This window comes from Tenacibaculum sp. (genome assembly GCF_048269885.1).
GTDB lineage: Bacteria > Bacteroidota > Bacteroidia > Flavobacteriales > Flavobacteriaceae > Polaribacter.
This window is the reverse complement of sequence record NZ_JBLWTZ010000001.1, coordinates 243,483-263,733: the sequence shown is the minus strand read 5'-3', so window position 1 is coordinate 263,733 and position 20,251 is coordinate 243,483. Positions and strand designations below refer to the sequence as shown.

At 32.7% G+C, this 20,251-nt stretch carries 19 protein-coding genes; 11 read left to right on the top strand and 8 right to left on the bottom strand.

The features are described from left to right. Window positions 1-6: 6 nt before the first annotated feature. From ACN0WY_RS01100 to ACN0WY_RS01080, 5 genes are all read left to right on the top strand, one after another. Window positions 7-1,431 carry a SusD/RagB family nutrient-binding outer membrane lipoprotein gene (locus tag ACN0WY_RS01100; protein WP_330488966.1) on the top strand — a complete coding sequence of 475 codons (1,425 nt, stop codon included), beginning with the start codon at window positions 7-9 and terminating at the stop codon, window positions 1,429-1,431. A 38-nt stretch (window positions 1,432-1,469) separates the two neighbouring features. Next, on the top strand, window positions 1,470-2,819 hold the full coding sequence (locus ACN0WY_RS01095) for a sodium:solute symporter (RefSeq protein ID WP_330488965.1): 1,350 nt from the start codon (window positions 1,470-1,472) through the stop codon (window positions 2,817-2,819). Next, on the top strand, window positions 2,795-3,631 hold the full coding sequence (locus ACN0WY_RS01090) for a metallophosphoesterase family protein (RefSeq protein ID WP_417799279.1): 837 nt from the start codon (window positions 2,795-2,797) through the stop codon (window positions 3,629-3,631). Before ACN0WY_RS01095 ends, ACN0WY_RS01090 begins: the two co-directional genes overlap by 25 nt. Before the next feature lie 34 nt (window positions 3,632-3,665). After that, complete coding sequence (locus ACN0WY_RS01085; protein WP_417799278.1) at window positions 3,666-4,550, top strand: sterol desaturase family protein; 885 nt, start codon at window positions 3,666-3,668, stop codon at window positions 4,548-4,550. Window positions 4,551-4,640: 90 nt separating this feature from the next. Next, the gene (locus ACN0WY_RS01080; RefSeq protein WP_417799277.1) at window positions 4,641-6,734 is read left to right on the top strand and encodes a S46 family peptidase; all 2,094 of its coding nucleotides are present in this window, start codon (window positions 4,641-4,643) and stop codon (window positions 6,732-6,734) included. Between the two features lie 109 nt (window positions 6,735-6,843). On the opposite strand, the gene ACN0WY_RS01075 is transcribed toward ACN0WY_RS01080, so the two are convergent. From ACN0WY_RS01075 to ACN0WY_RS01065, 3 genes are read right to left on the bottom strand one after another with little or no spacing between them, the layout of a single operon-like run. Further along, on the bottom strand, window positions 6,844-8,127 hold the full coding sequence (locus ACN0WY_RS01075) for a POTRA domain-containing protein (protein WP_417799276.1): 1,284 nt from the start codon (window positions 8,125-8,127) through the stop codon (window positions 6,844-6,846). Next, window positions 8,124-9,131 carry a glycoside hydrolase family 113 gene (locus ACN0WY_RS01070; protein ID WP_417799275.1) on the bottom strand — a complete coding sequence of 336 codons (1,008 nt, stop codon included), beginning with the start codon at window positions 9,129-9,131 and terminating at the stop codon, window positions 8,124-8,126. Before ACN0WY_RS01070 ends, ACN0WY_RS01075 begins: the two co-directional genes overlap by 4 nt. A gap of 21 nt (window positions 9,132-9,152) precedes the next feature. Beyond that, window positions 9,153-10,022: a transporter gene (locus ACN0WY_RS01065; protein ID WP_417799274.1), complete on the bottom strand. Its 870-nt coding sequence runs from the start codon at window positions 10,020-10,022 to the stop codon at window positions 9,153-9,155. Between the two features lie 140 nt (window positions 10,023-10,162). Between ACN0WY_RS01065 and ACN0WY_RS01060 the strand changes: the two genes are divergently transcribed. Genes ACN0WY_RS01060 through mptB form a run of 6 tightly spaced genes read left to right on the top strand, consistent with a single transcriptional unit; the run spans window position 10,163 to window position 17,135 of the window. Beyond that, complete coding sequence (locus ACN0WY_RS01060; RefSeq protein ID WP_330488958.1) at window positions 10,163-11,506, top strand: FAD/NAD(P)-binding oxidoreductase; 1,344 nt, start codon at window positions 10,163-10,165, stop codon at window positions 11,504-11,506. A gap of 1 nt (window position 11,507) precedes the next feature. Beyond that, a complete protein-coding gene (locus ACN0WY_RS01055) occupies window positions 11,508-13,130 on the top strand; it encodes a 4Fe-4S binding protein (RefSeq protein WP_417799273.1) in 1,623 nt (540 codons plus the stop codon). Beyond that, window positions 13,120-13,596 (top strand): toxin-antitoxin system YwqK family antitoxin, encoded by a 477-nt coding sequence (locus ACN0WY_RS01050; RefSeq protein WP_417799272.1) that lies wholly within the window; start codon window positions 13,120-13,122, stop codon window positions 13,594-13,596. The genes ACN0WY_RS01055 and ACN0WY_RS01050 overlap by 11 nt, the downstream gene beginning before the upstream one ends. Before the next feature lie 3 nt (window positions 13,597-13,599). Further along, window positions 13,600-14,292 carry a glycosyltransferase family 2 protein gene (locus tag ACN0WY_RS01045; RefSeq protein ID WP_330488955.1) on the top strand — a complete coding sequence of 231 codons (693 nt, stop codon included), beginning with the start codon at window positions 13,600-13,602 and terminating at the stop codon, window positions 14,290-14,292. After that, a complete protein-coding gene (locus tag ACN0WY_RS01040) occupies window positions 14,292-15,782 on the top strand; it encodes a cellulose synthase family protein (protein ID WP_417799271.1) in 1,491 nt (496 codons plus the stop codon). Before ACN0WY_RS01045 ends, ACN0WY_RS01040 begins: the two co-directional genes overlap by 1 nt. After that, on the top strand, window positions 15,783-17,135 hold the full coding sequence (gene mptB, locus ACN0WY_RS01035) for a polyprenol phosphomannose-dependent alpha 1,6 mannosyltransferase MptB (protein WP_417799270.1): 1,353 nt from the start codon (window positions 15,783-15,785) through the stop codon (window positions 17,133-17,135). It begins immediately after the preceding gene. Window positions 17,136-17,258: 123 nt separating this feature from the next. Here the strand turns inward: mptB and ACN0WY_RS01030 are convergent, their stop codons facing one another. The 5 genes from ACN0WY_RS01030 to gcvH all read right to left on the bottom strand — a co-directional run bounded on the left by ACN0WY_RS01030 (window position 17,259) and on the right by gcvH (window position 20,246). Then, window positions 17,259-17,840, bottom strand: a complete 582-nt coding sequence (locus ACN0WY_RS01030) for an acyltransferase (RefSeq protein ID WP_417799269.1) — start codon at window positions 17,838-17,840, stop codon at window positions 17,259-17,261. A gap of 49 nt (window positions 17,841-17,889) precedes the next feature. Next, window positions 17,890-18,633 carry an energy transducer TonB gene (locus tag ACN0WY_RS01025; protein ID WP_330488951.1) on the bottom strand — a complete coding sequence of 248 codons (744 nt, stop codon included), beginning with the start codon at window positions 18,631-18,633 and terminating at the stop codon, window positions 17,890-17,892. Between the two features lie 106 nt (window positions 18,634-18,739). Further along, window positions 18,740-19,462, bottom strand: coding sequence for an energy transducer TonB (locus ACN0WY_RS01020; RefSeq protein ID WP_330488950.1), 723 nt, complete (start codon window positions 19,460-19,462; stop codon window positions 18,740-18,742). 63 nt (window positions 19,463-19,525) lie between these two features. Continuing rightward, window positions 19,526-19,900, bottom strand: coding sequence for a VanZ family protein (locus ACN0WY_RS01015; protein WP_330488949.1), 375 nt, complete (start codon window positions 19,898-19,900; stop codon window positions 19,526-19,528). Further along, on the bottom strand, window positions 19,866-20,246 hold the full coding sequence (gene gcvH, locus ACN0WY_RS01010; protein WP_417799268.1) for a glycine cleavage system protein GcvH: 381 nt from the start codon (window positions 20,244-20,246) through the stop codon (window positions 19,866-19,868). The genes ACN0WY_RS01015 and gcvH overlap by 35 nt, the downstream gene beginning before the upstream one ends. Window positions 20,247-20,251 lie beyond the last annotated feature (5 nt).

Below are 20,251 nucleotides of genomic sequence, written 5' to 3'. Positions count from 1 at the left end.
AATGTCATGAAAAATTACGTATCTCTCTTCCTATTAGTACTCATAACAAGTTGTACTAGTGATTTTGAAAAAATAAATACAAACCCCAACTTTCCTGTCGATGTAGAACCCAGTTTATTATTTCGTAAAGTTATTTACAATTATGGAGAAGCAATGTCGTATGAAGGTTTTGTTGCAGGTAATTTATTAAGTCAACAACTTACTGCTTTAGATTTTAATTTATTTGATCGTCATGCTTTAAAATCACCACAATTAGGTGGGAATCCATGGCCTGTATTTTACACTAATCTAAGAGACAATGAAATTATCCTAAACAAAGCCAAAAATAATCCAACATTTAAAGTGTATGAAGGCCCTGCTTTAATTTTTAAGGCATATATGGCTATGGCTTTGACAGATCTTTTTGGAGATGTTCCCTATAGTGATGCTTTTAATGGAGATAACAAAACTGTTACTCCCAAATACGACACACAAGAAGCTATTTACTTAGCAGATGGAGGTATTTTAGATAGTTTAAAAAAGGGAATAATAGCAATTGAAAATTACACGGGTAATTTACCGCTAACGGGCGATGTTTTATACAACGGAAATCTAGATAGCTGGATTTTATTTGCCAACTCATTACGAATAAAAGCACTTATCCGTATTTCATCAAAACAAAACATAAACAAAGAACTTCAAGAAATTGTAACCGATGGCAACTACATTGCCAACAATGCTCAAAATGCTATTTTTAATTTTACAGATGGAGAGCCTAATAACTTTAGAATGGCGCGTTTACGAGTAGGAGATTTTAACAACTTTGTAATGTCTAAAACTATTGAAGAGATTTTAAAAGAGCTAAATGACCCTAGAATTCAAACTTTTTTTAGACCTTCCAGTACTCCTCCCAACAATTACAACGGGTTAATTAACGGAATAGATGCTTCAAAAACCACTATTTCATTGGGGAATTATTCATTAGCTGGCTTTATTTTTAGAGAACATGCCGGAAATTTGCAAGCCAATTATATGACCGCTTGGGAAACTAATTTTTTATTAGCAGAAGCAGCACACAAAGGATTTATTACCCACAATGCCAAATCATTATACGAATTAGCTACCACGCAAGCCTTTCGTTATTGGAACACTAACATACCTAATGATTACCTTACGACAACTGCTAGTTTTGACGACACAAAAGCCCTAGAGCAAATTATAACGCAAAAATGGATTGCTAACATTATTAACGGCTATGAAGGATGGATAGAATATCGTAGAACTGGTTTTCCTAACCTGAATCCCATTTCAGCTAGTTTAAATAACAATTTAATTCCTGTAAGAATGCCCTATCCTGCAGAAGAGGCCTCTTTAAACAACACAAATTATGAACTAGCTGCTCAAGCTACTAATGGTAATAGTATTAATTTTGGTGTTTGGTGGAATAACTAAAGTAAGAAATTAAAATTCTCTCAGAATACGTATAACCAATGAAAGAAACAATATACATTTGGCAATGGGGTTTACTACTTAGTACCAGCTTAATATTTTTAATACTTTCCCCTTTTGCCCAAACCAATCAAACCTTCTTTAAAGCTACACACAATAAAAAAGCACCCAATACATTATTGCTCACAGGTAGCTTAGTCATCTCTTGGATTTTTGCGAAAAGCATTACCAATGCGGCTAATTTAGGCTTGCAATTCGGACTTGTAGGAGGGGTTGCATATGCACTGTATTACCTTTCGTTTGCCGTTGCTGGAATAATTATATACCAACTACGTACCCAAGGAGGTTTTAAAAGCATTCATCACTTTTTAAATATTCGATTTGGCAATACCGCTATTCTTGTATTTTCTGTTTTAATTCTCATTAGACTATTTAACGAAGTCTGGTCAAACACCATGGTTATTGGTTCTTATTTTGGAGCTGTAGGTAGCTCCTCATACTACACATCTATTGTAGCTTTTACACTTCTAACCTTAGCTTATGCTTTGAAAGGAGGCTTGAGCAGTAGTATTTTTACTGACGCAATTCAAATGTTGTTTTTCTCGGTACTTTTAGCAATTATTCTTTGGAATATCTGTTCCTCTGAAGGTATAAATTACGTAGCAATTTCAAACTCTGGTGAGTGGACGATGGCTTTAGGAGGAAACTTAGCTATTGCTGCTTTTTTACAATCGTTTAGCTATCCTTTTCACGATCCTGTATTAACCGATCGTGGCTTTATAAGCAGTCCAAAAACAACTCTAAAAAGCTACCTTTGGGCTACTGTTCTTGGGTTTTTATGTATCGTTTTATTTAGTTTTGTAGGTGTCTTCGGGAAAATCAACGGTCTTGATGGGCAAGCAGCTGTTGCATTTAGTAAAACATTAGGTATTGGAATGTTATTAGTGGTTAATTTTATCATGATTACCTCAGCTGCATCTACCTTAGATTCTACATTTTCATCAACGGCCAAGCTTTTTGCTATTGACTTAAACATTCAACCCTCTGTTTCATTTGGCAGAATAATGATGCTACTCATTGCTGTCACAGGAACCATTCCTGTATTTTTAGATGCCTCAATTTTATCAGCAACCACTATTAGCGGTACTATGGTTATTGGGCTAGCTCCAGTTTTTATGCTATGGAAGTTAAAACCCCCTAAAATTAGTTACTACTTATCTGTAGGTACTGGTATTTTTATTGGCTTTTTATTAGTTTTTGATGCTTTTCCTTCTTTATTAATTTTTACTTCTGGCAAGTATGCTAATTTATTATGGAGCAACATTTGGGGAAGTATTCTTTGTTTCACTCTTTATTTAGTTCCGTTATGGATACAAAAACAACATATATAAATACCGTAAAGGGAAAAGCACTTTTATTTGGAGGAATTTACAGCAACTTACAAGCTTTAGAAGCTCTAATTAAAGTTGCTGAACAGGAGAATATAGCGCCTGAAAACTGTTTTTGCACTGGTGATATTGTTGGCTATTGTGCACAACCAGAAGAAACAGTACAAACCTTTATAAACTGGGGAGCACATAGTATTATTGGAAATGTAGAACAACAGTTACGAAATGGGGAGATTGATTGTGGTTGCGATTTTACAGAAGGTTCTCGTTGTGATGTTTTTTCAAAAGCATGGTATCCTTTTGCTCAAAACCACCTTTCAGAAACATCAATTAACTGGATGCAAACCCTACCCGATTATATCTCCTTTACATACGCAGATAAAAAGGTCGTCTTGGTACACGGTTCGTATCATGATATTTCTGAATTTATTTTTAAATCTACTGCATGGAAAAATAAAACTCCATCGTTCAATGAAACTAATAGTGATGTAATTGTTGCGGGGCATTGTGGACTTCCTTTTGCAGATAAGAAAGGTTCACTTCTTTGGTTAAACCCAGGGGTTATTGGCATGCCCGCTAACAATGGAAAATCCCATGTTTGGTATGCCATTTTAAATGACACTAATGATTTTTCATACACTTTTCATACACTTTCTTATAATTATAAAAAAGCAAATACATTAATGACTGAACAACAGTTACCTCCTGCTTATGCACAAACATTACTCACAGGTTTTTGGGACAATATGGAAATTTTACCCAAAGAAGAACGACTATGGAAAGGACGAGATTTATTTAAAATTATAACTCATTAATTCATTATTTTTATTGCTAAAATTTATAGCACCCATGGAAAGATATCTGGAAATTATAAAGAACTCATACACAGGTTATTGGAACTATCTAAAACAATCTGTTTTGTTTGAAATTCAATGGGATAATTATTTTTATGGCTTACTTCTAATTTCTCTTGTTGTTTGGGGATTGGAAATTGTATTTCCTTGGCGTAAAAATCAGCCTTTGTTTCGTAAAGATTTTTGGCTAGACACTTTTTACATGTTTTTTAATTTCTTCTTATTAAACCTAATTGTGTTCATTGCCTTGTCGAATGCTACGGAACAATTATTTAACGACCTCCTTGGTTTGATTGGTTTATCCGTTGCTAGCTTTCAACTTTTTGATATTACTACGATTCCTTATTGGGCAAGGATTACAGTTTTCTTTATTAGTATTGATTTTGTGCAGTGGTTTACACACACCTTACTACACCGATACGAATTTTTGTGGAACTTTCATAAAGTACATCATTCCGTAAAACAAATGGGCTTCGCAGCGCACCTTCGCTATCATTGGATGGAACCCGTAGTTTACAACTCTATGAAATATATTCCCCTAGCTATTATGGGGGGGTTTACTGCACAAGATGTAGCCATTGTTCATTTTTTCAACATCACTATTGGTCACTTAAATCATGCCAATATTAACTGGGATTACGGTTGGCTAAAATACATTTTAAACAATCCAAGAATGCATATTTGGCATCATGCAAAAGAACTTCCAGCCGAAAGAAAAATGGGGGTTAACTTTGGTATTACACTGAGTATATGGGACTACATTTTTAAAACAAACTACATACCGTATAACGGTCGTGATATTGAGCTAGGATTTGATGGCGATGAAAAGTTCCCAAAAGATTTTATTCATCAAGAGTTATATCCTTTAGGCAAAAAATAATGTTTTAAGCCTTTTTTAACCTATTACTTTATGCTGTGAACAAGCTAATTTACGATCAATTCGTATCTTTAGCTTTTTAAAAACAAACAAATGAAGTATATAAAAATTCTATTCTTATTTATTGTCGTTCAAGTTACTGCACAACAAGGAGGTATGTGGATTCCTTCTCTTTTAGAAGGAATGAATGAACAAGAAATGACCTCTTTAGGAAGCAAACTTACCGCTAAAGACATTTACGATGTAAACAATTCTAGTTTAAAAGATGCCATTGGGCATTTTAATGGAGGTTGTACTAGTGAAGTGATTTCTCCTGAAGGATTAATTTTAACCAATCACCACTGTGGATTTGGACAAATCCAATCCCACTCTTCTTTAGAAAACGATTATTTAAAAGATGGTTTTTGGGCGATAAACAAAAAAGAAGAATTGCCTAATAAAGGGCTATATGTTGAATTTATTGTTCGTATTGATGATGTAACTACCAAAGCATTGAATGGGGTTACTGATACTATGACTGAGCGTGAAAAGCAATCGACTATTGATAAAAACATCAACGAAATTCAAAAAACAGTACAAAAAGAAGTTTGGCAAGATGTTAAAGTAAAACCTTTTTACAAAGGGAACCAATATTTCTTATTCGTTACTGAGAAATTTGAAGACATACGCTTAGTAGGCGCACCACCAAGTAGCATTGGAAAGTTTGGTAGTGATACCGATAACTGGGTTTTTCCACGTCATACAGGAGATTTTTCATTGTTCAGAATTTATGCTAACAAAAACAATCGTCCAGCTAAATATAGTAAAGACAACGTTCCTTACAAGCCAAAACACTTTTTACCTGTTTCTTTAGACGGAATTGAAGAAGGTGACTTTACGATGGTTTTTGGATTTCCTGGCCGTACCAATGAGTACTTACCAGCCGTTGCTATTAAGCATATTACACAAGAGTTTAATCCGAGTAATATTGCTATTCGTGAGGCTGCATTAAAAGAAATTGACGCACAAATGAAAGCTAGTGACGCTGTTCGTATTAAATATGCATCTAAGCAAGCACGCATTGCAAATGCATGGAAAAAATGGATTGGTGAAAACTTAGGGATTAAAAAGAGCAATGCAATTACAGAACGCCAAGCTTTTGAAACTACTTTCAAAAAAGCATTAAAAGAAAAAGGGTTAGAAAATATCTATGGAAATATTCTTCCTGAGTTTGAAAAATTGTATGCAGACTTTGCTGATATTAATGTTAAAAGAAGAAATTTTATTGAGGTTTTCTTAGTTACCAACGAATTGATGCAAATAACTTTTAGAGCATATCAACTAGAACAAGTGGCTTTAAATAAACCTGAGGAATTTGAGGAAGCTAGAACGTCGTTAGTTAATAGAATTAAAGCAATTCACAAAAACTTTGATACAAATGTAGATAAGGGAGTATTTAAGAATGTGATGCCATTATACAACGCTACTAATGTAGATGCTTCTATTTACGATAAAACAAGTTTTACTGATTTAGATAAAGCTTTACAGTTATTAGAGGGAGACGCTAAAAAAGTGGTGAAAAATTTAAACAAGGATGCTGCTTACCAATATGCAAAACCTATGATTGAAGAGTTTTACACAAAAATCAATCCAGAGTTTCAACAGAAAAATCAACCAATTACGGCCTTGCAAAAAACATACATGAAAGCATTGATGGAAGCATTACCAAATACACGCTATTTTCCTGATGCTAATAGCACATTACGTGTTACTTACGGTCAAGTTCGTGGGTATTCTCCTAGAGATGCCGTATATTACAATCCTGTAAGTTATTTAGATGGTGTTATTGAAAAGTACGTTCCTGGTGATTATGAGTTTGACGTTCCTCAAAAATTGCGTGATTTATACGACGCTAAAGATTTTGGACAATACACTGATAAAAATGGAAAAGTTCCTGTTTGTTTCTTAGGAACCAATCATACCACAGGGGGTAACTCAGGAAGCCCTGCAATTGACGCACATGGAAACCTAATTGGATTAAACTTCGACCGTGTTTGGGAAGGAACGATGAGCGACATGAATTACGATCCTGAAATTTGTAGAAATATTATGGTAGATGTTCGCTATGTATTATTTATTGTTGATAAATACGCAGGCGCAAAGCACTTAATTGAAGAGATGAAGTTAGTACACCCAAAGAAAAAATAAAACATTTTTCTACATAAGAATAATATAAAAGCGAGGTTGTAAAATACATACCTCGTTTTTTTATACAAATAAACAGTTGCAGATTGAACTCTTAGTTATCTCCCTGCGATTAAAAATATTGACCTATCCCAAATACAAATCCTTTTGATGCATTCTTTGTAAGTCCATGTCCGTAATCAATTCTAAAAACTGCATTAACTATTTTTTTATTAATAAAGCGTAAACCAATACCAGAGTACATTCTAACATTATCACTATCTATAAAATCACTCAACGCTCCTCCTGGTTTTCGCCAAGTTCCTACATCTGTAAAAACATTTCCTTGCAAAACAAACCATTTCTTTTCATACAAAGTATAACGGTACTCTGTATTTAAAACAATACTTCCCGTACCACGATCAACCAAAATACCAACACCTCTTAAATTTACATTATTATCCAATGCGAATGGAGCAAAAGGGGTATTGTCATTAGACGACAAACCAAAGCGTAGCCTATTTGCCCAATTCCCTTTTTTTCCTAGCCTTTTAAAGTAAAAAAAGTCGTTCCAAAAAATTAAAAAATCATTCTGATATTCATTTTCAGACGTTACGTATTGTGCATGAAATTCATTTTTTAATCCGTTGATATATTGGTAATGATAATCTAGATTATCAAAAGTATAAATTAGCTTCAACAATTTTTTATCGACGCTTAACTCAGTTGGAACATCCGATGAAGTGCTTCCGTTCAAATAATTATATTTTTCCTTAAAAAAATTAATTCCAAATTGGAATTGATGTTTAAAATCGTGCTGATATAAAGCCAAAGCTTCATAAGAGATATTCTGATATGTATAATTGGCCGATTCACTATCAAAGTATAGCGGTTCTTCACTTGTCCAGTTTTGATGACTTAATGATACTCCCCATTTTGCTGAAAATAACGTAGGCGCCCTAAAGTTAATTCCATAAGAATCAAAACCATTATATTGATAAAACCCTCCTAAGGTTATATTCCTCCCCAAAAAGTTATACTCACCCACTCCTATTCTGTAGGCTAGTTTTTGATTGATAGTTTTGTGAAAGTTGACTTCTGGAATTATGGTAAAATTCTCTTCTATAGTTACAACAATATTACACTTGTTATTAGAACATGATGTTTTAAAATACGCATTAGAAATTGCTGGTAAGCGCTTCAAACGAATTATATCTTCTTTTAATACAATTGAATCAAGTACTTTATTTTCTTTTGATGTTAGTATTTTCTTTAAGACCTGAGTTTTCGTTTTTTTAGCTCCTAAAAAAGTAATTTTTTCTATGTGCTTTTCTTGTGAATACGAATTTATAGACAAGCAAAATAGAGCTAAAATAATGATTTTAAAAAAAGACAAGTGTGTGTTTATATTTTTCATTTACTCTTTTCATACATTTTTTGTATCGTCTGTTCTGCGGGTTTGTTTTGAGGTGTAAATCTATTGTTCTTTTGTCCTCCAACTTCTTTATGATTATAAAACCATTTCCAAACAAAACCGCCAGCAAACCAATCTTCTTTCCAAAATTGGTTGTACAAAGCTTGTAATGCCCTTTGCTGATTTTCTAAATTGACATTCCCATCAATTCTACTTGAATCCCAAGGTTTTTCTCCTGTAAAATTTACACTTCTGTATCCGTATTCAGTAAATAAAACAGGTTTATTAAACTTACTTTGAACCTGAATAACTTCATTTTTGTGAGGTTGCCAACCTTTTTCAAAATCTTTAAGAGTAGGCGATTTCTGATTACTTAACGGAAAATAAGCATCAATTCCGATAAAGTCTAAATCTTCCCAAAAATCTACTCGCTTGAATTCATCCCAATTTGCTGCGTAGGTCAATTTTCCCGAATATACTTTTCTAATTTTTCCAATAAGCCTTATCCAATATTCTGGCCTGTTTTTCACAAACTGCTCTAACTCAGTACCTATACAAAAAATTTCTGCGTTAATTTCTTCTGCTACTATGGCAAAAGCAAGAATGAAGTCTTCATACGATTGCTCTAGTGTTCTCCACTTATCTTCAGAATTCATTTTTATAGTTCCTGTATACACCCCATTCCAAACCCAAATTTGTGGTTTCAACATGATTTTTATCTTGCTTTGCTGAAACTCTTTGGCATATTGTTTTACTCCCTCTTTTGTTTCTCCAAACCATTGCTTTTGGGAGTTATAAATTACATTTGGAGAAGATAAACTTTTAACAAAACCAAAAGGCATCAGCGTAACATAATTTGCTGATACCTTTTTTACATCATCAATATGTTGAGTTGTTATCTCCTTTGAAGAAGCAACAAAACTAACGCCATTTATCTTATTTGACTGACTCGTACAAGAGCTTCCCAAAAAGACACAGCCTATAAAAAGGAGTTTTAGAGTTTTCATTACTCCTCTAATTTACTACTTTTAAAATAATGCTCTTAATCCTACATTAAAACTTTGCCCTAACCCGTTGTTGGTTCCTCTAACAAAGTTACTGTACAATACCTCCAAGTTTAAAACACTAGTTAATTGATATTTTCCTCCCAAACCCAAAGCTGTATAATCTTGTGTAAAATCTCCAAACCTTTGTGAGTGTTGAGAAAACACTAATACGGTGGACTTTTGATTAGGAAAATAACTGAAGAAAAAACCCGGAGCTAACAAAAAAGTATTGTTCGCAAAACTATCATCATCACCAAAATTATATTCAGTATTCAACTCAGTAAATAATTGCCATTTTCCACTAGAAAAAGTATAATCATAAAAAAATCGGTTTTGGAAAGTCCACGCTGTTTGGTCTAAAAACACGCCATTCTCTGTTTCATTACTCACTAAAGGAATGTGTATTGCTGATTGAACGGAAAAATTTCCAATATTTTTTAATGGTTGAAATTTAATAGCCGGTGCTATTGAAGATATTCCTTTTCTTTCAGAGTTTGGGCTGTCTTCTAAACTAAATACAGATAGTGCTTGACGCCCTCCAATTGTGTTGGAACGAAACTCTACAATTGCTCCTATATTGATTCGGTTATTTTCAGAAATTCCTGTAAATGCTTCCAAAGTAGTAGTAAAGTAGTTTTCTCTTAATTTCGATTTGGTGTTGCTACTTGCATCTGCAAATTTTGTTTCTGTATATAAATTATTAAACCATTTAATATCCCACTGCCCACTATTTAAAAGCTTGGATGGGGTATAGGTTTGAATGTTTGATTTTTTTGCTTTATCCTCTTGAGCATTTGAAAGTTGTACTACAAAAAAAAGCAAAATTGAAAGGCTTACTAAAGGTTGTTTCATAAGGTTCATTTTTAATACAAAACATAGGTCGCCTAAAAAAAACTTCACTTACAAAGCTTTATTATTTAAAATCATTCTAAATTTAATTCCTTTATTAAGTTCTTAACTTTAACAACGACCTAAACCGCAAATCAATAATTATGGAACACATTGTTATTATTGGTAATGGAATTTCTGGAGTTACAGCTGCAAGGCATATTAGAAAATTATCAGATAAAAAAATTACCATTATTTCTTCTGAGACTGATGAGTTCTTTTCAAGAACTGCATTAATGTATGTGTATATGGGACACATGAAATTTAAGCACACACAACCTTACGAGTCTTGGTTTTGGAAAAAAAACAGAATTGATCTTAAAAAAGGGTTTATTTCAAAAGTACATGCATCGGAAAAAGAAATAGCTTTTAGTACTGGAGAGAAATTATCTTATGATAAATTAATTATAGCCACTGGTTCTAAGCCTAATAAATTTGGTTGGCCAGGACAAGACTTAAAAGGTGTTATGGGAATGTACCATAAGCAAGATTTAGAAGCTCTTGAAAAATATGCTCCCAATAACAAAGCATGTAAAAGAGCCGTTATTGTTGGTGGTGGTTTAATTGGTATTGAACTTGCAGAAATGCTTCATAGCAGAAATATTCCTGTTACCTTTTTAGTTCGAGAAGATAGCTTCTGGGACAAGGTATTGCCCATGGAAGAATCAGCCATGATAAATCGTGAAATTATAGAAAATCATATCGATTTACGTTTGGGTGTAAATCTAAAGGAAATCAAATCCGACAAAAACGGACAGGTTACATCTGTAATTATTGAAGAAACAGGTGAAGAAATACCTTGCAATGTTGTTGGTTTAACCGCTGGTGTTTCTCCGAATGTTGACTTTTTAAAAGATTCAGAAATTGTGCTGGGTAGAGGCGTTAAAGTGAATCGTTTTTTAGAAACCAATATTAAAGATGTATATGCTATAGGCGATTGTGCTGAGCAGCATGAAGCGATTGGTTTGCGTCGTCCTATTGAAGCTGTTTGGTACACTGGTAGAATGATGGGTGAAACCGTTGCACAAACTATTTGTGGCAATCGAATTGAATACAAACCAGGACATTGGTTTAACTCTGCAAAGTTTATTGATATTGAATACCAAACTTATGGTTGGGTATGGCCCCTGCCTAAAGAAAATGAAGCACATTTTTACTGGGAGCACGAAAGCGGTAAAAAATGTATTCGAATAAACTACGATAAAAACACACAGGAATTCTTAGGTATAAATGTATTAGGAATCCGCATGCGTCATGAATTTTTTGATACGATTTTGAATGAAAAACAACCTGTAACTTATACTTTAGAACATTTAGCAGACGCTAACTTCGATCCTGAATTCTATAAACTTCATGAACCGGAAATTGTAGCAAAATTCAACAAAGAAAACAATACAAATATTCAATTAAAAAAGAAAAGCTGGAAACGAATTTTCAGTAGAATGTAAAATGAAAGTAATAAAACAAACAGGTTTACTTCTATTCTTAATAGGGTTGACCATTTTTTCAGGAGTAATTTTTACGGACTCTTTTAATTTAAATCAATCAGCGTTAGATTCATTTATAGCTGAGAAAGGATATAAAAATGAACTGATAAAAGAAGAACTCAATAAGGCTATTGTTACCGATGAAAACTTGAATATTTTTGAGTTTTCTAGTCGAGTTAGAAATGCCTACGAAGCATCTAACAATCATTACAACGCTTTAATTGCTAAATACGACGCTGAAAAAAACTGGGATAAAAAAGGAGAGCAGTACCAATTTTTAATTTACGGTAAACCTCATACCTTGAGTTACGAGTTAGCTAAAAAATCAGGAAATGGTTTTGTAAAAAACAATTCGGGTTTTCTATGGTTACTTACTTTTGGTTTAGGTATTCTTGGGGCGCTGTTATTTATACTTCCTAACTTTGTTTTACTAGGTCCTAAAGGAATTAAAAACAACGGTATTTTTTTAGAAGCTAGTACAAACCGAGGATGGATAGCTTGGTTCGTTTTACTGTACCTCGTTGTGTTTTACTTATTGCTTTATTTTTTTCCTGATTATGTGGTGAACTGGACTTTTATAGTAGACCCTATCAGTAAATTTTTAAACGGTGGAGAAGCCAGTCAATGGTTCGTTTACGGTTTTTTATACTGTGTAATTATGCTTACAATGGGAGTAAGAATGTATATAAAATACAGGCACAACAAATATCAAGTTATTAGAACAACTTCTGTTTTATTCTTTCAAATTGTATTTGCCTTCCTTATTCCAGAAATCATGACCAGTTTAAATATGCCTGGATATGATTTTAAGAATGCTTTTCCACTAGATTATGACTTCTTTTTTGAATGGAATTTAGATAGCTTAAGAAGTAGTGGAGCCATTGGTTTATTTATTTTAGTTTGGGGTATTATACTTACATTGGTTATTGTACCAGTAATGGTGTATTTCTTCGGAAAAAGATGGTATTGCTCTTGGGTTTGTGGTTGTGGTGGTTTAGCTGAAACCTTAGGAGATCCATACCGTCAACACTCAAACAAAAGTATGAATGCTTGGAAACTAGAACGCTGGTTAATACATAGTGTATTGGTATTTTCGTTGGTAATGACCATCGTAACACTATACTGTTACTTTACTGGAACACAATCTTTTCTTGGAATCAACTCTCAATGGATTAAAGATACCTACAGCTTTTTAATAGGAGCTTGGTTTGCGGGAGTTATTGGTACTGGATTTTATCCAATTTTTGGAAACCGCGTTTGGTGTCGTTTTGGTTGTCCCTTAGCCGCTTATTTAGGTATTGTACAACGTTTTAAATCGCGCTTTAGAATTACAACCAATGGTGGGCAATGTATTTCTTGTGGAAATTGTTCTACCTATTGTGAGCAAGGCATTGACGTTCGTTCGTATGCCCAAAAGGGAGAAAATATTGTTCGTGCAAGTTGTGTTGGTTGCGGAATTTGTTCAGCAGTATGTCCTCGTGGAGTATTAAAATTGGAAAATGGTCCAGAAAAAGGACGCATCAATCCAACAGAAGTTTTATTAGGCAACGATGTAGATTTAATGAACCTAGTAAATGAAAAATAATATTTTCATTGTATTTTTTTTTATTTCTTTTTCTTTAGTCGGACAAAAAGTGTATCATAAATCATTTTATGCAAATGGAACACTAAAAGAAGAAGGTTGGCTTGATAACAATCAGAAAACAGATTATTGGATTTTTTATTATAAAAATGGAACTGTAAAAAAAGAAGGTAGTTTTAAAAACAACCTTCCTGTGAGATACTGGTATTACTTTTATGAAAACTCTTTAAAAGAAAAGGAAGGACATTTTATTAACGGCTTACAAAACAAATGGTGGATTTTTTATACTAACAAAGGAAACATTTATCAAAAATGCCAAATCAAAAACAATAAAAAAAACGGCTACTGTTTGTTATACAAAAAACATAAATTAACAAAAGCTATAAAATTTAAAGATGGAGTAAAGTTAAAGGAATGGAATAATTTGTCTTCTTTTGCAAAAGAAAACAACCTCAACGACCTAAAATAATTAATGGATCCACTTATAAAAGTTATCATTCCTGCATATAATGAACAAGACTCTATTGTGCAGGTAATTAATGACATTCCCCCTATAGTAAATGAGGTAATTGTTATTAGTAACAATTCAACAGACGATACCGAAATTAATGCCCAAAAAGCAGGAGCTACTGTACTAACTGAAGATAGAAGAGGCTACGGATATGCTTGTTTAAAAGGGATGGAATACCTTTCTCAAAAAAATGAAAACGTAGATATCCTTGTTTTTTTAGATGGTGATTATTCTGATTACCCTGAACAACTCACGGAGCTTATTGCCCCAATAATAAACAATCAGATTGATTTTGTAATTGGTGCTCGTGTACAACGACTACGTGAAAAGGGATCTATGACTCCTCAGCAAGTTTTTGGTAATTGGTTGGCAACAACTTTAATGAACTTGTTTTTTGGAGCAAAGTTTACCGATTTGGGGCCATTTAGAGCCATTAAGTATGATAAACTACTTGCTTTAAACATGGAGGATAAAACCTATGGGTGGACAGTGGAAATGCAATTAAAAGCCCTAAAACAAAAACTATCCTATACAGAAGTTCCGATGAAATATAGAAACAGAATTGGCGTTTCTAAGGTTTCAGGAACCGTAAAAGGTAGTATCTTAGCGGGCATAAAAATTTTAGGTTGGATTTTTAAATATAGCTTTAAATAATGGTTTTAGAATACATAATAATTACGCTATACACTATATCATTAGTACTAATATTACTATACGCAATAGCACAATTAAACTTACTTATCAATTATTTAAAAGCTCAGAAAAAAAAGGAGAGTTCACCTATTTTAGATTTAACTGATCTTAACCATGTTCCGTATGTAACCATACAGCTACCCGTTTATAATGAGTTATATGTAATGGAGCGTTTATTAAACAATATTGCTCAATTAAAATACCCTCACGAAAAGCTAGAAATTCAAGTATTAGATGATTCTACCGATGAATCAGTTGAGAGTACGGCTACTCAAATTGAAGAACTTCAAAAAACGGGATTAGACATTCAACATATTCGACGTGAAAACCGTGAAGGATTTAAAGCAGGTGCTTTAAAAGAGGGATTAAAAACAGCCAAAGGTGAGTTTATTGCTATTTTTGATGCCGATTTCTTACCTCAAGAAAACTGGTTGCTTGAAACCGTTCCGTATTTTAAAGATCCTGAAATAGGGGTAGTTCAAACTCGTTGGGGACACATTAACAGAAATTATTCCACCTTAACAAAAATTCAAGCGTTTGCTTTGGATGCTCATTTTACCTTAGAACAAGTAGGAAGAAATAGTCAAGGACATTTTATTAATTTTAATGGTACTGCAGGTATTTGGCGTAAAGAATGTATTTACGATGCTGGAAACTGGGAGGGAGACACCTTGACAGAAGATTTAGATTTAAGTTATCGCGCCCAGTTAAAGAACTGGAAATTCAAATACCTAGAAGACGTTGTTACTCCTGCTGAATTACCCGTGGTAATTAGTGCTGCACGCTCGCAACAATTTCGATGGAATAAAGGGGGAGCTGAGAATTTTCAAAAAATGTTAAAAAGAATAATTACAAGCCCTACTATTCCTTTTAAAACAAAACTTCACGGAACGCTGCATTTACTAAATAGTTCAATGTTTACTTGCATCTTTTTAGTAGCTGTACTAAGTATTCCTATGCTGTATATTAAAAATGAATACGCTCATTTAAAAATTTACTTTTTAGTAATGAGCTTTTTTATTGTAAGTACCTTTATTTTCTTTATCTGTTACTGGTTTATGTATAAAAGGACCTATGGAGGAGGTTTTTGGAACTTCATCAAGTATATTGGTGCCTTTTTCGCTTTTTTCTCTATTGCCATGGGCTTCTCTTTGCACAATACAATTGCTGTTCTAGAAGGACATTTGGGTAAAAAAAGTGAATTTGTAAGAACTCCTAAGTTCAATATTAAGTCATTAAAAGATAGTTGGAAAAATAATAAATACATTCGTAAAAGACCTTCTTTACATGTAATTATAGAAGGGGTCTTAGCTCTGTATTTTGCTTTTGGTATGTACAGTGCTTTTATCGTAGGAAATCAAGGAGGTGACTTCGGACTCTTCCCTTTTCACTTAATGCTATTTGTTGGTTTTGGATATGTGTTTTTTAAGTCGATTTTCTCAAAAGCCTAAATGTCTTTTTTTAAAAAACATAGTTCAATTATACTAACTTTGGTTAGTGTAGTGCTGTATTTTTTATTTGCTTATACAACTGAACGCACAGAGTTTAATAAATTGCTTTTTCTATGGATAAGCCTATTTACTTGTTATTTTGTTCTTTTACGTGATCAACAATTATCGTTTGCTTATTTAACCAGAATTGCAGTCTTATTTCGGTTAGTTTTCTTGTTTGCTACTCCAAATTTATCACAAGATTTTTATCGTTTTATTTGGGATGGACGCATGATTTTAGAAGGGTTAAACCCTTATTTAACCTTGCCTCAAACATTTATTGAGCAAAACAACTATCCCATAAACCAAGCTAACGAGTTATATAAAGGAATGGGAGTTTTAAATGGTAGTCATTATACCAACTACCCTCCAATTAATCAACTGTGCTTTTTTATCGCTGCTTTGTTTACCAAAAACAGTATTATTGGAAGTATTATTGTAATGCGAGTACTAATTATCCTAGCTGATATTGGTATTTTATACTTCGGAAAAAAGCTTTTAGAAAGGCTACAATTACCTGTTAAAAACATTTTTCTATACATTTTAAATCCTTTTGTGATAATTGAACTTACCGGAAACTTACATTTTGAACCAGTAATGTTATTTTTTTTAGTTTGGAGTATTTATACCTTACAGCAACATAAATGGTTTTTAGCAGGCATCTTATTGGCTTGTTCGATCTCGGTAAAACTTATTCCATTACTTTTTTTACCTCTATTTTTTCAATGGTTTGTAAAAGGGGATATTTCAACTCTTAAAGGCTTCAAAAAATTAGTGCTTTTTCATTTAACCACAATTTTCACTGTTTTTTTACTCTTTCTCCCTTTTTATTCTTCTGAATTAATTTCAAACTACACCAATTCTGTTGGTTTATGGTTTAGAAATTTTGAGTTTAATGCTAGCTTTTACTACGTTGCTAGAGAAATTGGCTACCTCTTTAGAGGTTATAATGAGATTGCCATTATTGGTAAGATAATACCTGTTCTTACTATTTGCTTTTTATTAATGCTTACTTTTTTCAAGAAAAACAAATCGGTAAAACAGCTAATTGTAAGCATGCTTCTTACATTATCTTGCTATTACTTTTTAACAACAACAATGCACCCTTGGTATATTGCAACGCTTTTAATTTTATCTGTATGTACTCAATATCGATATGCTGTTCTGTGGAGTTTTGTTGTAATATTAAGTTACCAAGCCTATGCTAACTCTCCTTGGAAAGAAAACCTTTGGTTAATTACTTTAGAGTACGCTCTTCTATACACTTACTTTATTTGGGAAGTTTTTATAAAAAGAAAACCCACTCAAAATTGAGTGGGAAAAATTGCTATGAAAAAGAAAAAGAAAGTGGTTTAAAAACCACTGTTCAAATATAATTAAGATTTTTCTATTCGCAAATATTTTTTTTATCTTTTTTTACTTTTTCAAAACATTTGCTTAAAGTTTTCTTAACTCGTTGTTTTTCAGGACATATTTTTCTCCACTTTCTGGGCAAGTAGCCAAGCCTTTTTCATCAAAGTTTAAACGATGCCCGTATTCACTAATCCACCCTATTTGTTTTGATGGATTACCTACAACTAACGCATAAGGTTTTACTTCTTTAGTTACCACCGCACCCGCTCCTATAAAAGCGTATTCTCCAATATTATTACCGCATACTATTGTTGCATTTGCCCCTATACTTGCGCCTTTTTTAACAATCGTTTCTAAATACTGATCCTGTCTTTTTATGGCACTACGCGGATTAATTACATTCGTAAAAACCATAGAAGGGCCTAAAAAAACATCGTCTTCGCATGTTACTCCTGTATATATAGAAACGTTGTTTTGAACCTTTACATTATTCCCTAAAATAACTTGTGGTGACACTACTACGTTTTGTCCGATATTACAATTACTTCCAATAATGCAAGTAGGCATGATATGGCTAAAGTGCCATATTTTGGTTCCCTCTCCAATTTTACAACCGTCATCAATAACTGCTGTTTCGTGTGCAAAAAACGTTTTATCTGTATTCATATATAACAAAAATAAAAAAAACTCAACCAGTTGATTGAGTTTTTACTTTTTATTCTACCCTAAAAGTAATAGGCAAAGTATATTTTACTTTTACTTCTTTATTATTCTGTTTACCTGGAATAAATTTTGGAATTTTATTTACTACTCTGTTTGTTTCCTTTTTTAATTTAGTATGGGGTGCTCTAATTTTAACATCAACTACATCTCCTTTTTTATCAATAATAAACTGCGTTATTATTTTATACTTTCCTGAATTTAATCCTACTTCTTGTGCTAATTCTGAATTAAAATTACGTTGTATATGCTGTTGTATTTTTCTTTCAAAGCACTTTATATTTTCTTCTTCTGAGAGTCCTTCACAACCTTTAAAAACTGGAGTATTTTGTACATTGTTTATTGAAACTGGATCATCACTATCTTTTATAGTTTCAGTTTCTTTTAACTCTGGAATTTGATTTAAATCAATAGGTGCTTCATCTACAGGTAAATCTATTACAGTGGTATTTTCTGTATTATTATCTACTACTTCTGGTTTAAATACTTCTTTAATTACACGCTCTGGCTTTGGCTTTTCAATTTCTTTTACTTTTCTTTTTATAATAACAGGGGTATCAAAAGTGTAAACTTTCTCATAAACTTGTGCATTGGTAGGTTCCACTATTGCGACATCTTTAGCTGTTTCGTGTTCTAAAACAAGGAAAACGACAAACAACGTTAGGACCAAGCCTAGTTGAGTAAAAATAGTTGAGAATTTTTCTAGCTGCTTTTTAGCATGTTTCTTTGGTGTTTTCATAGTATTCTATTTTTATGTTAATACTTTGTTAAAGACAAGAAACGTGCCAATAAAAAAAAGCAATCCTAAATGGATTGCCTTTTTTTATCTTTTTAGTAAGTTTTTACTACTCTACATTAAATGTAATAGGTAAAGTATAACCTACTCTTACTGGTCTACCTCTTTGTCTACCAGGTTTCATTTTAGGTATCTTTCTAGCAACTCTTTCTGCTTCCTTTTTTAATCTTGGATGCGGAGCTCTTGCAGTTACATTTGTAATAGAACCATCTTTGTCAATTTTAAACTGAACGTAGATTCTTTTCTTCCCAGGAGTTAAACCTAACTCATTCGCAAGTTCAGCATTAAAGTTACGTTGGATATGTTTTTGTAACTTTTTATTTAAACATTCTTTCTTTTGAGCCTTAGTTCCACTACATCCAGGAAATACAGGAACTTCTTCAATAATTGCGAAAGGTACGTCTTCTACTACTTCTTCTACCTCTTCTACTTCTTGAATATCTTCTACTTCTACAGCTTCAGTTTCATCCGTTTCAGTAGATTCAATTACTGTTTCTTCAATCTCTTCTTCGTCTTCTACTACTTCAATTTTTTCAGGAGCTGGTGGTGGAGGTGTATTTGGCTTTGGCTTTGGTGGTTCAATTTGAAGCTCGATAGTTTCCTCTTCAATATCAGAAGCCATGTTAGCCATACCTAACTCTCCATACTCTTTATCATATGTCTTATTTTCAATAGCAACATACGTTACAAATAAAGCTAAAACCAAACCTATTTGCATAAATAGTTTACTATAGTTTTCTAAGTTTGATTTTGGATTTTTCTTGATTTCCATCCTAAATGTTTTTAATAGTTCGCTAATTTAATTAATTTATTTCAACTTTTACAAGCATAATCTTTAAATAGCTTTATTTTTATTAAAAAAAGAGTTGTAAACTATAAAAGCTATTAAAATACCCGTCGTGTTTGCCATTATATCTAAAATCTCTCCTGATCTATATGACGTGGTTGTAACTTGTAAAACCTCAATAATTATGCCGTAAAAGAAACAACAAAAAACGATAATATATTTATTAATTTTTGTTGTTTTTAAAGCTAGCAACCATACCAAACTTAACACAAAATAAGCAAAAGCATGTTCTAACTTATCTATATGATTAACTTGTATAGGAGCTTTTTCTAGTTTTATTAAACTAATAATAGCAATACTTAAAGTTATTAGTATTGCTATTATTAGTTTACCCTTTAATAAGTTCTTGATATGCTTCAGCACTTAATAAGTTTGCTACTTGTGAATCGTCAGATAATTTTACTTTTATCATCCACCCATTTCCATAAGGATCTGAGTTTACTAATTCTGGTTCGTCTTCTAACGCTTCGTTAAACGCTACTACTTCTCCTGATAAAGGCATGAAAAGATCTGAAACAGTTTTTACTGCTTCTACAGAACCAAAAACTTCTTCAGCTTCTAATTCCTCATCTAATGTATCTACATCGACATATACGATATCTCCTAGCTCTCCTTGTGCAAAATCAGTAATACCAATAGTTGCTACACCGCTTTCAACTTTAACCCACTCGTGGTCTTTGGTGTACTTTAATTCTGATGGAATGTTCATTGTAA